The 14804-nt window shown below is 43.9% G+C and carries 15 protein-coding genes; 6 read left to right on the top strand and 9 right to left on the bottom strand.

Features of this window, described 5'->3' with window-relative positions:
• Positions 1 to 42: 42 nt before the first annotated feature.
• On the top strand, positions 43 to 1182 hold the full coding sequence (locus KXD93_RS24480; RefSeq protein WP_258140059.1) for a BamA/TamA family outer membrane protein: 1140 nt from the start codon (positions 43 to 45) through the stop codon (positions 1180 to 1182).
• Positions 1183 to 1207: 25 nt separating this feature from the next.
• Here KXD93_RS24480 and KXD93_RS24475 read toward each other — a convergent pair whose 3' ends face one another.
• Both KXD93_RS24475 and KXD93_RS24470 read right to left on the bottom strand, forming a co-directional pair.
• Positions 1208 to 1681, bottom strand: a complete 474-nt coding sequence (locus KXD93_RS24475) for an exonuclease domain-containing protein (protein ID WP_258140058.1) — start codon at positions 1679 to 1681, stop codon at positions 1208 to 1210.
• Between the two features lie 8 nt (positions 1682 to 1689).
• Positions 1690 to 2475, bottom strand: coding sequence for an O-methyltransferase (locus tag KXD93_RS24470; RefSeq protein ID WP_258140056.1), 786 nt, complete (start codon positions 2473 to 2475; stop codon positions 1690 to 1692).
• A 43-nt stretch (positions 2476 to 2518) separates the two neighbouring features.
• Here KXD93_RS24470 and KXD93_RS24465 point away from each other — a divergent pair, with 43 nt between their 5' ends.
• Positions 2519 to 3382, top strand: a complete 864-nt coding sequence (locus KXD93_RS24465) for a transglutaminase-like domain-containing protein (RefSeq protein ID WP_258140055.1) — start codon at positions 2519 to 2521, stop codon at positions 3380 to 3382.
• Between the two features lie 60 nt (positions 3383 to 3442).
• Here the strand turns inward: KXD93_RS24465 and KXD93_RS24460 are convergent, their stop codons facing one another.
• Entirely contained in the window at positions 3443 to 4360 is a 918-nt protein-coding gene (locus tag KXD93_RS24460; protein ID WP_258140053.1) for an alpha/beta hydrolase, read from the bottom strand.
• Between the two features lie 121 nt (positions 4361 to 4481).
• Positions 4482 to 5213, bottom strand: coding sequence for a zinc metallopeptidase (locus KXD93_RS24455; protein ID WP_258140052.1), 732 nt, complete (start codon positions 5211 to 5213; stop codon positions 4482 to 4484).
• A gap of 124 nt (positions 5214 to 5337) precedes the next feature.
• Between KXD93_RS24455 and KXD93_RS24450 the strand changes: the two genes are divergently transcribed.
• Complete coding sequence (locus KXD93_RS24450; protein WP_258140050.1) at positions 5338 to 6483, top strand: NAD(P)/FAD-dependent oxidoreductase; 1146 nt, start codon at positions 5338 to 5340, stop codon at positions 6481 to 6483.
• Between the two features lie 155 nt (positions 6484 to 6638).
• Here KXD93_RS24450 and pfkA read toward each other — a convergent pair whose 3' ends face one another.
• The 5 genes from pfkA to KXD93_RS24425 form a co-directional block, all read right to left on the bottom strand.
• On the bottom strand, positions 6639 to 7616 hold the full coding sequence (pfkA, locus tag KXD93_RS24445) for a 6-phosphofructokinase (protein WP_258140048.1): 978 nt from the start codon (positions 7614 to 7616) through the stop codon (positions 6639 to 6641).
• A 230-nt stretch (positions 7617 to 7846) separates the two neighbouring features.
• Entirely contained in the window at positions 7847 to 9562 is a 1716-nt protein-coding gene (locus KXD93_RS24440) for a protein-disulfide reductase DsbD family protein (protein ID WP_258140046.1), read from the bottom strand.
• A gap of 7 nt (positions 9563 to 9569) precedes the next feature.
• The gene (locus KXD93_RS24435) at positions 9570 to 10022 is read right to left on the bottom strand and encodes a protein-disulfide reductase DsbD domain-containing protein (RefSeq protein WP_258140045.1); all 453 of its coding nucleotides are present in this window, start codon (positions 10020 to 10022) and stop codon (positions 9570 to 9572) included.
• Positions 10023 to 10034: 12 nt separating this feature from the next.
• Positions 10035 to 10487 (bottom strand): protein-disulfide reductase DsbD domain-containing protein, encoded by a 453-nt coding sequence (locus tag KXD93_RS24430; RefSeq protein WP_258140044.1) that lies wholly within the window; start codon positions 10485 to 10487, stop codon positions 10035 to 10037.
• 90 nt (positions 10488 to 10577) lie between these two features.
• Entirely contained in the window at positions 10578 to 11348 is a 771-nt protein-coding gene (locus KXD93_RS24425) for a biotin--[acetyl-CoA-carboxylase] ligase (RefSeq protein WP_258140042.1), read from the bottom strand.
• 47 nt (positions 11349 to 11395) lie between these two features.
• Here KXD93_RS24425 and rsfS point away from each other — a divergent pair, with 47 nt between their 5' ends.
• The 3 genes from rsfS to KXD93_RS24410 all read left to right on the top strand — a co-directional run bounded on the left by rsfS (position 11396) and on the right by KXD93_RS24410 (position 14721).
• Positions 11396 to 11770: a ribosome silencing factor gene (gene rsfS, locus KXD93_RS24420; protein ID WP_258140041.1), complete on the top strand. Its 375-nt coding sequence runs from the start codon at positions 11396 to 11398 to the stop codon at positions 11768 to 11770.
• 85 nt (positions 11771 to 11855) lie between these two features.
• Positions 11856 to 13973 carry an ATP-dependent zinc metalloprotease FtsH gene (gene ftsH / locus KXD93_RS24415; RefSeq protein WP_258140039.1) on the top strand — a complete coding sequence of 706 codons (2118 nt, stop codon included), beginning with the start codon at positions 11856 to 11858 and terminating at the stop codon, positions 13971 to 13973.
• A gap of 109 nt (positions 13974 to 14082) precedes the next feature.
• Positions 14083 to 14721, top strand: a complete 639-nt coding sequence (locus KXD93_RS24410; RefSeq protein ID WP_258140037.1) for a LutC/YkgG family protein — start codon at positions 14083 to 14085, stop codon at positions 14719 to 14721.
• Positions 14722 to 14804: the final 83 nt, after the last annotated feature.

Below are 14804 nucleotides of genomic sequence, written 5' to 3'. Positions count from 1 at the left end.
GGGGATTAACAAAAAGCGCTATCTTAGCAACATCTACGTTACATGAAAAAACTTTTTACGTTATCTATATTTCTGCTTTGCTTACAAGGTGCGTTTGCTCAAATGAACTTCCTGCCGAAGTTTATCAGGAAAATGTACTTCAGGCCTGATAGCAGCCGTGAGCCGGGGTTTGTTTTATTGCCTGCATTAAGCTCGGCGCCCGAAACCGGCGTTGAATTTGGCGGCGCAGCACTCTATTCATTTTATACCGACCCCACAGATCGCGGCACCCGGGTATCCAGCTTATTCGGCTATTCAACTTTAACTACAAAAGGTCAAACCAAGCTTAGCCTTAATGCCAATTACTGGACACCGCAAAACAAGTTTCATTTTACTGTAAATACCAGTTACTACAATTTTCCATTTAATTTTTATGGGGTGGGCAATAATACCCGTAAGGCAGACGCCGACCTTGTAGACGAACGCCGGTACAAATACAGTTTTAATGGCGAAAAACTGATTGGCGATAATATTTACATCGGCTTTGTAAGCGGGTTTTTTAAATATTTTTATAAATACGACAAGAATCCGCATGGGATCTTAAATACTGATCCCGACGTGCAGGATAAAAGAGGCGGATCAAATGTTTACGTCGGACCCAGTTTTACCTTCGATAACCGGAACAACAACACCTATACCACCCGCGGCATGATAATAAATGCTTACTACAATGTGATTCACGGCGTTTTTGCTAATAATAGCTATGCAGGAGGCTTTTTTAATATTGAATACTCCCAGTTTTTTCAGTTGGCTCCCAAATTTGTTTTAGGGGTTGATATCCAGGAACAGAGCCTTACCGGTGCACGCTCACCATTTTATTTGTTGCCGCAGATGGGCAGCGATGAGTTGATGCGCGGCTACTATGGCGGCCGCTACCGCGACCGTAATTACATTGCCGGACAAACGGAACTACGCTACCGCATTGCCAACAGGTTTGGTTTAGCAGGATTTGTTGGCACCGGTGAAGTCTTTCATTCTACATTTACAACGGCTCAGCTAAAGCCCAACTATGGTGGAGGCTTCCGTTACTTTTTTGATGTTGAAAAAGGCCTTGCGGTGCGCCTTGATTATGGCGTTGGTCAGCAGCCGGCCGGCGAGAAAAGAGAAAGCGGATTTTATATCGCGCTCGGGCAGAGCTTCTAATGTGCGGATGACCTTTACCGTGTGATCACCTGTTAAGGTGTATGAGATACAACTGCGCGCAGGCCATGGCATCAGACAATGCATCGTGATGGTTAAGTGAAATTCTGTGTTCTGAACAGCAGGCCTTTAGTCCCTTTCCAAATATTTTATAAGTGCATTGCTGTGTGAACCTGGGCTGCTGAATATTGTAGTAAGTGAGGGTTTGCGAAAGGCAATTAAAATCGAAGGCGCCATTATGCGCTACTACGGTTTCGTTTTCAATGTAAGGCCGTAACAGCGGCCAAACACTTGCAAATTTTGGCGAATTATACGTGTGCCGTTCGCTAATGCCGTGGATCATGGTATTTCCAGGCATATAAATATTCCCCGGGGGGCAAACAAGCAGGTTTAGTTTGTTAACAAGCCGTCCTTCTTCTACCCTTACCAGGCCCACCTGGCAAATGCTCCAGCGTTTTCCTTGCGCGGTCTCAAAATCGATAGCGGTGAATGTATTGCTCATGTCGGCAATCAAATCTTAACTAAAAAATCTTCCTTAGCCTGCCCTGGCTTAAAGAATACCAGGCCAATCCAAAACAAATCAATGGTTACTGTTACCTGCGGATGTGTCTTTATCTGCGCCCAGGCTTCCTTCATGCCTGGGCTCCAATAAATGTCATCGAAAATGAGCATAGTGTCTTCATGTACTTTGGGCAGGCACCACTCGAAATAATTAAGGGTTGCATTCTTTTGGTGGTTGCCGTCAACAAAAACAAAATCAAGCTCATCCAGGCTATTGATGACGCCTGGTAGTGTATCGTCAAAATTACCTACTACAGGTTCAACATTATTTATTTCGCCTTTTTTTAAGGTTTGTTTAGCCACACCAGCAGTTTCGGGGCAGCCCTCCAGGGTGTAAACTTTAGCTCCAGGTGCTGCCTTTTGCAGGTATAGGGTGGTAATGCCAAGGCAGGTGCCCAGCTCAATAATGTTACGGGGCTTTAAATCGGCCACTAAACGGTAAAGCAATTGGGCCAGCTTTGGCGGCTTGAGGGCATTATGTGCAATGTCGCTGATCTTCTTTTGGCGGTTATTATTTACGTGCGATCCGGCGCCTAAATCAGTCACGGTTATAATATTATTGTCAATAAACAGCGTTTGTCGGATGTTCTCGACCCCGGCGTATACTTTTTTGTCATCAAAATCGTAAATTACCTTATCAATCAGCCGGTAAACAAATGGCGAGTGCACACCGTGCCTGTTTTTCGCTTTAAGCCGATGCAACAGGTAATCCTTCGCGAACCTTAAATTAAACATGGCTGTAAAAATATACAAACGTTTAGTATTTTAGCGTGATAGCATGATAAATCCAACAGAAGTAAATTCATTGATACGTTTATTGGACGATCCGGATGGGGAGATTTTTGAGCACGTTCACCAGAAATTACTCTCTTATGGATCTGAAGCCATTGAATATTTGGAACAAGCCTGGGAACAGGCATTTGATTCGGTGCAGCAGGAGCGGATAGCCAACCTGGTGCACGAGATCCAGTTTGATATTGTAAAAAAGGACCTGCAGCTATGGCACCAAAGCGGCGCGTTTGACCTGCTGCAAGGTGTCCTGATCATCAATCGTTACCAATACCCCGACCTCGATGAACAAAAGGTAATTAACCAGATAGAGGGCATTAAGCGCGACATCTGGATCCAGATGATGAACGAGGCAAGCCCGGCTGAACAGGTGAAGCTAATCAACCACGTATTTTATAATATTTACGGTTTTAGTGGCAATACCGCCAATCACCAGGACCCGCAAAACAGCTACCTAAGCCAGGTGCTGGAGACAAAAAAGGGCAACCAGATCTCGCTGGCGATAATTTATTCTATCATCGCCCAAAAACTGGATATTCCGATTTATGGTGTAAACCTGCCGCAGCATTTTATTTTGGCTTATTTGGATGACAGCCTGCAGAGCGAATTTGAGGGCGGCATTCTATTTTATATCAACGCATTCAATAAGGGCTTTATATTTGGCCGAAGGGACGTAGATATGTTTTTAAAGCAGTTGAACCTGAAGTTCGATAAACAGTTTTATGAACCTTGTTCTAACACCGACATTATTAAACGGGTATTGCGCAATTTGATCAGTGCGTATGAGCATTTAGGATCATCAGAAAAGGTGGATGAGTTGAATGAATTACTGGCGATAGTTGAGACCCCCTAGCCCCCTAAAGGGGGAACAGAAAATAAGGCATCGGCACTTTGCAATTCAAAAACTCCCCCTTCAGGGGGCCGGGGGGCAAAAACCATTCTCCTCCATCCAATTCTTCGCCCAATCAATCCACTTGTTTTTTGATTTTGAATTGTTCAAACCAAAGCCATGGCCGCCTTCCTCAAACAAATGCATTTCGGCCTTCACTTTCGCGGCCAATAACGATTCGTAAAACATGAGGCTATTTTGAACCGGAACAACGGTATCGTCCCCGGCATGTACCAGGAACGTTGGCGGTGTATTGGCCGTAACCTGTTTTTCGTTGCTGTATAAATCAACCAGGTCTGCAGCAGGTTTTTTTCCTATCAGGTTTTCACGCGAACCTACATGCGCCTGCGGGCCAAATGAAATCACCGGGTAAAGCAGTAGCATAAAATCAGGCCTAACACTGATGTTATCTTTATTTTCAATCACAACCTGATCAAAATGTGTTCCCTCGGTTGATGCAAGGTGGCCACCTGCCGAAAAGCCGATGATGCCGATCTTATCCGTTTTTAATCCCCATTTAGCCGCATTTTTACGCACCATTAAGACAGCTTGTTGAGCATCCTGCAATGGTCCTATGGTTTTATCAACCATAATACTATCACTGGGCAAGCGGTACTTTACCACAAATGCCGTTACCCCAAAACTGCTAAACGCATTGGCAATACTTGAGCCTTCGTTATCCATCGACAGGCCTGAATATCCGCCACCGGGAAATATAATTATTGATGTGCCGTTGGCCGTTCCCTTTGCGGGAAAATATGGCGTAATAGTAGGTATGCTTACAAAGCTGGCCCATCCTTTGTCGTCTTTTTCAACATAACTCTTTGGGGTCGGTTTTGCATTTTGAACCCCGTTTGGGTAAAGTAAAATTGGAGATTGAGCCTGGCTATAGCCGAAAATAGTCATGATAAGCAAGGTCATTAAAGCGCTAACTGTTCTCATAAATAAAAATTTATACAATTATAAACTTTTATTTAATGCTTCGATTATGATTGGGCGCTTTAAAACGAAAACGACCGAAGCTCTGAGTCCGGCCGTTCAATTAGTTTTTAGTAAAGTTTTGTTAGTTTCTCCGGTTAAACAAAAACGAAGCGTAATACAGCAAGGTAGCCAACGCGCTTAATGCAGCAACTACATAGGTCATAGCGGCCCACCACAGGGCGTCCTTAGCTTGCTCGTGTTCCTCGCGGGTTTGCATTACACTATAGTTGTTATTCAGCCAGGCCAATGCCCGGTTACTGGCATCAAACTCAACCGGCAACGTCACAAAGCTAAACGTAGTAACTACGGCCAGCGCAATAACACCGATGGCTAACACATAGGGGCTGTGGATAAAGAATAGCAGCATCACACCGATAAACAAGGTCCACTGGGTAAGGGTTGACGCAATATTAATTATGGGCACCATCGCGGTGCGCAGGCTGAGCCAGCTATAGGCCCTGGCATGTTGAACGGCATGCCCGCATTCATGGGCGGCAACCGCAGCGGATGCCACGCTCCGGCTATAAAATACATCGGGGCTTAAGTTTACCGTTTTTGTTTCGGGATTATAATGGTCGGTCAATTGCCCTTCAACAGAAATTACCTGAACATCATAAATACCGTTGTCACGCAGCATTCGTTCGGCAACTTCCTGGCCCGAAAGGCCAGATAACAGGCTAATTTCTGAATATTCCTTAAACTTACTTTTAAAGCGCCATTGCACAATAAAACTTACTACGGCTATAATTATCATTAAAAACCAGGCTGAACTGTAGCCGATGTAAAATCCTGCAATCATTGATATGTGATTCATATTTTTAAGTCTTAAGTATTGGGTCCAAAGTCAAAGCCGCATATTTTCTATATTTTTGACTTAAGGCTATCGACTCCGTACTTTAGACCTTAAACAAAAAGCATTCCGCAAAAAACAGAACACCTTGGCAACAAATACCTTTTCATACTGGGAGCGAACCGCATTTATTGACAATGCCGATGTGATCATCATCGGCAGCGGGTTGGTGGGTTTAAGCGCAGCCCTGCATTTAAAAACAAATGCCCCGGCTTTAAACATATTGGTGCTCGAGCGCGGCTTTCTGCCAACCGGTGCAAGCACAAAAAATGCCGGATTTGCGTGTTTCGGCACAGTTTCCGAGCAAATTGCCTACCTGGAAAAGTCATCAGAAGCAGAAGTGCTGCGGATGGTTGACTACAAATGGCGCGGGTTGCAGCGGCTGCGGCAAAACCTTGGTGATAAAAACATCGACTTTCAGCAGCATGGTGGCTATGAGCTGTTTATGAATAACGAGCAGGAGGCCGCCCAAAAAGCTGAAGGACAATTAACGTATTTTAACACATTATTGCAGCAAGCCATCGGGAAAACTGACATTTATTCAGTCGCGGATGCTAAAATTGCAGACTTTGGCCTTAAAAACGTCAGCCATGCAATCTATAACCCCTATGAGGGTCAGATCCATACCGGAAAAATGATGCGGACCTTATTGAACAAAGTTTACAATTTGGGAGTAATGGTTTTAAATGGATGCGAGATAGAAAAAATTGAAAGCGGGGGCGAACATGTTTATCTTTCAACGTCGCAGGGGAATTTTAAAACAGGCAAAGTAATTCTTGCCACTAACGCATTTGCAAATCAACTGTTTCCTGAGCTGAAAGTTATCCCGGGGCGCGGGCAGGTGTTAGTTACTAAACCTGTTGATGGGTTAAAACTAAAAGGGACATATCACTTTAACGAAGGTTATTATTATTTCAGGAATATAGATAACCGTGTGCTTTTCGGCGGCGGCCGCAACCTTGATTACGCGGCTGAGGAAACCTGGGATTTCGGACATACCGATACCGTAAAAAACAAGCTGGAACTCTATCTGAAGGAGATGATACTACCGGGACAGGATTTTGAAATTGACTACTGGTGGAGCGGCATTATGGGTTTTGGCGAAGAATTGAGCCCGATTGTAAAGCAGGTTGAACCAAGCATTTTTTGCGCAGTGCGCTGTAACGGAATGGGCGTTGCCATGGGAAGTTTGGTTGGCGAGGAAGTTGCAGAGCTAGTGATTAAAGATATTTGATATTCGTCAGCTTAATAAACAACCCGTCATGCTGAACTTGTTTCAGCACCCCACGCGCTAAGTGTGTGTTTGCAAAGAAGTTTGATAAGCAACCGGAACAATATGAGATGCCGAAATAAATTCGGCATGATCTGCTAATAAATGAGCCAGTCCGCTTAAATCGACAAAAGCTCTACAATTTTCAAAAAGTCCGGGTTAATCTCGCCGATATGTTTGGTGGCGTGTTCAAACTTGGTAAAGGCAATGTCATTATGGATCAAGCCCACCATTTCATTGCTATGGCCTGCCTTTAAAGCCTCAACTGCCGCCACACCTAAACGGCTTGCCAGCACCCGATCCATACATGATGGTCTTCCACCGCGTTGTATGTGACCCAAAACAGAAACACGGGTATCGTAGTTAGGAAATCTTTCTTTTATTTGGCGGCCAACTTCAAAGGCATCACCTGCCTCGCCGTTTTCGGCAAGCATAATTATTTTTGATGTTTTATCTTTTCGGCCATTAGCCAGTTTATCAAATACCGCATTGATGTCGGTTTTGCTTTCGGGGATCAAAATCGTTTCGGCTCCCGCAGCTATGCCTGTACGCAAAGCTATTAAGCCCGAGTCGCGGCCCATCACCTCAACAATAAATAGCCTGTCGTGCGATTCAGCCGTGTCCCTGATCTTATCAACGGCATCAATTACTGTATTAATGGCAGTATCGTAGCCAATGGTAAAATCGGTACCGCAAAGATCATTATCAATGGTTCCCGGCAGGCCCATAACCGGGATATCAAATTCCTCGCTAAACACACGCGCACCCCTGAAGGTGCCGTCGCCACCAATGGCAACCAGGGCATCAACGTTATGGCTCTTTAAGTTATCGTAAGCTATTTTGCGGCCCTCCGGCGTTCTGAATTGCTCGCTGCGGGCCGTTTTTAATATGGTGCCGCCACGTTGAATAATGTTCGAAACCGATTTGCGGTTCATCGGGAAAAGGTCGCCCTTTATCATTCCATCATAGCCACGGCGAATGCCCGTAACCTCCATGTCGTAGTAAATAGCCGACCGTACTACTGCCCTGATGGCAGCATTCATTCCAGGCGAATCACCACCTGATGTAAAAACCCCTATGTTCTTAATCTGCGTCATTGTATGAATTGGCGCTATTTCGCGTTGTAAAAATGTGTCCGAATACCTTCTTTAACGAAGTAAAACGGCAAAGCGCGTGCACCCCTCTAAAAGTTCCGCGAATTTACACTATTTTTTGATGCAGGGCGAGGGTTTTTGTAAAAGGATGCAGGATAATGTATGGTAAGGGCGTATCGCATACGCCCTCGCCGGGTAGATTAGGGCGTATGCGATACGCCCCTACAGAATTTCTATTTTTTATTTTTATACGCAGCTATACCACTGTCGAGATATTTGATGTAATCCTGTACATTAAAGTTAGCACCTTGCGGCGGTACAAGGGCATTGCCATTCTCGTCTATCATCACGTAATAAGGCTGGGCGTTTGAGTTATATTTGGTGATCTCGAGGTTAAGCCACTTGCCGCCCAGCGTAGTTACAGTTTTTCCGTTATAGGCTGATTTTGTATATTCTGCTGGTGGCAAATCTGTTTTATCATCAATAACCAGTTGCAGCACCACAAAATCATTTTGCAGGCGTTTTAATACCTCCGGATTTGGCAATACCTTCGCCTCCATGCCACGGCAGTTTACACAGTTCCAGCCGGTAAAGTCAATCCAAATTGGTTTATGTAATTCCTTAGATACCTGGATGGCCTGATCATAATCATACCATTCATCAAGGCCCTTAACCTTTGGCATCCGTTTAAATAGTTCCTCGTATTTTTTTGTTTTGATGGATGATTGATTAACAGCAGCAGGCGCAGATCCCCCAACACCCGCAGAAAGGTCGAAATCCTGTGTGCTTAGCGGCGGCAACAATGGACTGATAGCTTTTAATGGCGCTCCCCACAGGCCTGGGATCATATACACCACAAATGCGAGTATAATAAGCGTAATAAAAGTTCGCGGCACCGACAGGTACGACACATCGCTATCATGCGAAAACTTGATCTTACCGATGAGATAAAGCACCATTAAAATGCCGATACCTATCCATAATGACAGGAAGATCTCCCTGTCGAACCAGTTCCAGTGGTAGGCCAGGTCGACATTTGATAAGAATTTCAGTGCAAATGCTATTTCTATAAAACCTAAGATAACTTTCACGCTATTAAGCCATCCCCCTGATTTAGGAATACTTTTTAATGCTGAAGGGAACATGGCAAACAAAGTAAAGGGCAACGCTATTGCAAGCGAGAAGCCTAACATTACAACAGCAGGCGCAAGCCTTTCGCCTTTTGAAACTGCATTTACCAACACCAAACCAATGGCAGGGCCCGTACAAGAGAATGAAACCACTACAAGTGTGGCAGCCATGAAAAATATACCGGCAAGTCCGCCTTTGTCGGAATTGGCATCAAGCTTATTGGCGAATGAACTTGGCAAAGTGATCTCGAACGCACCCAGGAACGATATACCAAACACGACCAATAACAGGAAGAAGCCAATATTAAAGATTCCGTTAGTTGCCAGTCCGTTCAGTGCCGTTGGCCCAAATGCAATGGTGATGATGAGCCCAAAAACGACATATATGAAAATGATAGACAGGCCATATAAAACTGATTGCCCTATCGCATTTGCCCTGGTGCCACCTTTTTTGGTGAAAAAGCTTACGGTTAGTGGCAGCATTGGATAAACGCAAGGCAATAAAAATGCCGCGAAGCCACCAAGAAACCCAGCTATAAAGATCTGCCACAGGGATTTAGGAGCATCATCGCTTTTTGAAGCTGATTTGGCTGCCGCCTGCACTTTGGCAGCTTCCTTCATTTGCTTTTTAGCTTCGGCTGCTGCGCTATCGGCAGCGGTTGTTATTTCCGTAAACTGAACGTCTGCTGCAGATACCGCAGTATCTGCTTTTTTTCCTTGTGCCTTAACCGGGTTTATGCCGGTAAAAAACATTGCGGCTACAACAGCAATAAGAATTAAGCACCGGGTTGCCGGGAAACGTTTAACAGGTCCGTTCATGTTCGTATTATTTACCTATTGGTATATTAAAATCTATTTGTTCGCTTGGGTTGCATTTATGATCATTACAGGCCATATACTCCAGTTTACCCTTAACTGAAGTTACGTTAGCTGCTGTAAGCTTTATTTTTTGCTGAAATATTACCGACTTTTCAAAATAGCTGATATCCATTTTTAGTATCGGCTCATATTTCTTTACCGGGTTGGGCTCAATAGTTTTACCCACCAATGTATAAGCTTTTGATGGGAAAAATGTAAAAGCAGTTTTTAAAGGGCTGTCTCCGCCTGCAGTAAGTGAGTAGATGTGCCAGCCGTCCTGGATGGAGGCCTTCAAATAAACCATCGACTCGTTACCATTTATTTTTTTTGACGCATACGACCATTTAACCGGGTTCTCTACTTGCGCAAAGCCTCCGGCACAAACAGTCAGCACAATAACCAGCGTCAAAAGATGCTTCATTGCCTGGGCGGATTATTTGCCTAATGGAATGGAGAAATCAATATCTTCCGGAGGAAGGCATTTCTGATCGTTACAGGTCATAAATTCCAGCTGGCCCTTTACCGCAGTCGCATTGGCTGATTTCAATTTGATCTTTTGCTGAAAGATTACCGATTTTTCGAAATAAGTAACATCCATTTTAAAGTTGGGCTCATATTTGGTTACCGGGGTTGGTTGTACCGGCTTGCCAATTAAACTGTAGTCCTTTGACGGCGCAAAGGTGAATGAGGTTTTTATTGGTCCGCCATCTTTTACGTCAAGGCCGTAGATGTGCCACTTGTCGTCAATGGTGGCCTTTAAAAAGACAACCGCTTCGGTAGCGCTTATTTTTTTTGCCGCGTACGACCATTTCACGTGCGATTCGATCTGGGCCTTAGCGCCAACGCTTAAAACCAATGCAATTACTGCTAAAAAAACTTTCTTCATTCCTTATATTATTTAATACAAATTACGTGGTCCAAAATCTCTGCTAATTTAACAGGGATTACTGATTTCTTTTTGAAGCCGGAAAATCATTTAATTTAGAAACTCAATTTCCTTCAGGCTAAACTCAATTTCTTCTTTATTATTATTTTCAACAACTAATATTCCGTTATCCTTAACGTCTCTGATGATTCCTTTAAAGATCCCATCCTTTGACCGGTAAACCTTCTCTTCGTTTAACCGGTATAGTCGGTTTAAATATTCATTCCTTACAAACGAAATTTTCCCGGCTTTTAAATCCAGGTAATATTTTTCAATATGACGGCAAATCTCGGACAATAATATTTTTAAATCATAATCCCGGTGTAAGATTTGCTTGACAGACACGGCATTTGGCAGATTTTTCGGGAATTGCTCCTGGTTAATATTAAGCCCGATGCCAACAATGGCATTCTTAATTTGTCCGCCCTGTATCATATTTTCAATTAACATGCCCCCAAGTTTTTGGTCCGAGTAGTAAATGTCATTGGGCCATTTTATCCGTAACTGATGCCCTAACAGGGGCTGTAAGACGTCAAAAACCCCCAGACTTACAGCGCGGGTAAGGTCAAATTGATCTGTAATGGCTAAAAACGCCGGTTTTAATAACAGGCTGAACGTTAAATTCTTACCCGGCTCGGCGTGCCAGCCGTTTTGCTGCTGCCCGCGGCCCGCATATTGACTTTCTGCCATAATGACCGTTCCTTCAATCACTGGCTTGGAATTTGACGCTAATTCTTTAAGGAAATTGTTTGTTGAGTCAACTTCTTTAATTGTTACAAAATTTTGTCCAACAAATAATCCCGAAAATATGTTATTTTGCAAAGTATAATAATTATAGATACTAAATCGTTCAAAACTAATTCTTTTTGATGGTAAAAAACAAAGCGCTAAGTGAATCTGCTTATATTTCTGAATTAGCCATTCACGGCATCCAGGAAAAAAAGGGAAATGATATTATCAGGTTAGACCTTCGTAATATATTTAGTTCGGTGACCGATTATTTCGTGATCTGCCATGCCGATTCATCCACACAGGTAAAAGCCATAGCAAATAGCATTGAAGATGAGATTTACAAAGCCACTCAACAGGATCCTTACCGCAAGGAGGGCCTGGAGCACGGCGAATGGATACTGCTGGATTATATTGATGTAGTTATACACGTTTTCAGGACCGATAAACGTGAGTTTTATGGTATGGAGGATCTTTGGGGCGACGCGGAAATTAAAATGTATAAAAGCGCATAAGCGTCCGCAACAAATGCGCTCACCAGGGCGTCATCATCATACCATGAATATTTTAAAATAAAGATTGTAAGTTTGACTTGTAAAAATGAAAGATAATAAATTGGAAAATCCAAAACCGATCCGGAAAATACCGAATAAAAAAATAACTCCCAAACCGCCAAAACCGAACATTATGTGGTTTTATGCCATTATTGTTGTGGTATTGCTGGTTGTAGCTACCCTTTTAAATACGACTACTACAAACCCCATAACTTTTCAAAAGTTTAGCGAAATGCTTAAACAGCATGACGTTGACAAGGTGGTGGCCTACCGAAGCGGCGACTTGTTTATGGCCGAGGTTTATATTAAAAAGGAAAGTTTGACCAAGGCTGAATATGCAGATGCTAAAAAGGATAATAGTGCGCTAAAGATGGGCAACGGCGACGGGCCTCAGTACATCTTCTCTGATGCCACCTATGAAGGCATTAAGCAGTCTATAGCTAATGCTGAAAAAGATTTTGGCTTTACTGAAGATCAAAAAATCTCTGTTAGTATTGAGCCGGGGCACGAAAGCCTGTTATCAAACTGGTTTGTGCAGTGTATAATAATGGCCGTGTTGCTTGTTGCGGTATGGTTATTCATCATGCGCCGCATGAGCGGTGGTGCAGGTGGTGGCCCGGGTGGCCAGATCTTCAATATCGGTAAATCAAAGGCTACTTTGTTTGACAAAGAGGCCCAGGTATCGGTAACATTTAATGATGTGGCCGGCCTGGAAGAAGCCAAACAGGAAGTAATGGAAATTGTCGATTTCCTTAAAAACCCCAAAAAATATACTAACCTGGGTGGTAAGATCCCTAAGGGCGCGCTTTTAATAGGTTCGCCGGGTACCGGTAAAACATTGCTTGCCAAGGCTGTTGCCGGCGAAGCACAGGTGCCGTTCTTCTCACTGTCTGGTTCTGACTTTGTAGAGATGTTTGTAGGTGTGGGTGCATCACGTGTACGTGATTTGTTCCGCCAGGCAAAAGACAAAGCTCCATGTATCATATTTATTGACGAAATTGATGCCATTGGCCGTGCCCGTGGTAAAAACAATATTGTTGGCGGTAATGATGAACGCGAAAACACGCTGAACCAGTTATTGGTTGAGATGGATGGTTTCGGTACCGATTCTGGTATCATCATCCTTGCTGCTACTAACCGTCCTGACGTTCTTGACTCTGCGCTGTTGCGCCCGGGTCGTTTTGACCGTCAGGTATCTATCGACAAACCCGATCTGATCGGTCGCGAGCAGATCTTTAAGGTTCACTTAAAACCGGTTAAGCTGGCTGAAGGTGTTGATGCGAAGAAATTATCTGCGCAGACTCCGGGTTTTGCCGGTGCCGAAATAGCCAACGTTTGTAACGAAGCTGCACTAATAGCTGCCCGTAAAAATAAAGAGGCTGTTGACATGCAGGATTTCCAGGATGCGATTGACCGTGTGATTGGTGGTTTGGAGAAAAAGAACAAGATCATTTCTCCTGAAGAAAAACGCATTGTTGCTTACCACGAAGCAGGGCACGCTATAGCGGGCTGGTTCCTGGAGCATGCTGATCCGCTGGTTAAGGTATCTATTGTTCCGCGTGGCGTTGCTGCGTTGGGCTATGCCCAATACCTGCCTAAGGAACAGTTTTTATATACTACCGAGCAATTGATCGACGGCATGTGTATGACTATGGGCGGCCGTGTTGCTGAGGATATCACTTTTGGTAAAATCTCAACAGGTGCACAAAACGACCTTGAGCGCATCACCAAGCTAGCCTATGCAATGGTTACCATTTATGGTATGAATGCTAAGGTTGGTAATGTATCATTTAACGACACCCAGGGCGAATACCAGTTCAACAAGCCATATTCTGAAAAAACTTCTGAGTTAATTGACCAGGAAGTTCGTAACCAGATCAGCGATGTTTATGAAATGACCCGCAATTTGCTTTTGGATAAGAGAGATGGTTTGATAAAATTAGCGGACAAGCTGCTGGAAAAAGAAATCCTTTTCCAATCGGATCTGGAAGAAATATTAGGCAAGCGTCCGTTTGATAACCGTACTACTTACGATGAGTTTGTAAACGGCCCGGAAGCCGATCAAACACCTGCCGCATCAGCATTAATACCGGAAGGCATTGCCGACCATTCAGGGACGTTTGAAAGAAACCCTGAAGAAAAGGAAGCTACCGGAAAGGAATAATTTCCAAGTCGAAAGTCTTAAGTCATGAGTTGAAGGTAAAAATTCACTGATGACTTAAGACTTTTTTGTTTGACTTGGGACTTTCGACTCAAGACTAAGTACTCCAACTATGAGGGACATCACTACACCAAAGGAAAAACTGCTGAAAAAGATCCGTAAAGCGCTTTTGGAGAAAAGGGACAACCCCTATCCAAACCTTGAGGACCTGCCGCATTACCCGCCCTCTGAAGAATTAAATGAAGTTCTTTTTGCTGAGCAATTTACTGCCGTTTCTGGTCAGTTTGTTTTTTGTGAGGATGAGGTAGATTTTATTGAAAACCTGCTGGAATTGGCCGAAGAGCGCAAATGGCGTAAAATTTACTGCTGGGAGCCTGCCTTACAGGAAGTTTTAACCCGCTTTGAATACCCATTTTACGAAACAGACAAGGATTTTGACGAAGCAGAGGTTGGCTTTACCCTTTGCGAAGCGTTAATTGCGCGTAACGGCAGTATTTTACTGTCAAACGGTAACATGGCAGGACGCAGGCTGAGTATTTACCCCCCGGTGCATATTGTATTGGCTTATACCTCGCAAATGGTGCTCGATATCAAGGATGGGCTTAAGCTTATCAAAAACAAGTACGGCAGTAACCTGCCATCTATGATAACCAATGTAACAGGCCCAAGCCGTACCGCCGATATTGAAAAAACATTGGTTTTGGGAGCTCACGGACCAAAGGAGTTGTTCGTTTTCCTTTTGGACGGGTAGGCATTTCTTCTGCCGAGATATTTAACCCAAAATTCAGCTGTGCAGATTCAAATGGATTTGCCTCAAACCCCATAACGCAAAAA

It is taken from the genome of Mucilaginibacter phenanthrenivorans (assembly GCF_024721155.1).
GTDB classification, from domain to species: domain Bacteria; phylum Bacteroidota; class Bacteroidia; order Sphingobacteriales; family Sphingobacteriaceae; genus Mucilaginibacter; species Mucilaginibacter phenanthrenivorans.
The sequence above is the reverse complement of the archived record's forward strand: the minus strand, read 5'-3'. Positions and strand labels throughout refer to the sequence as shown.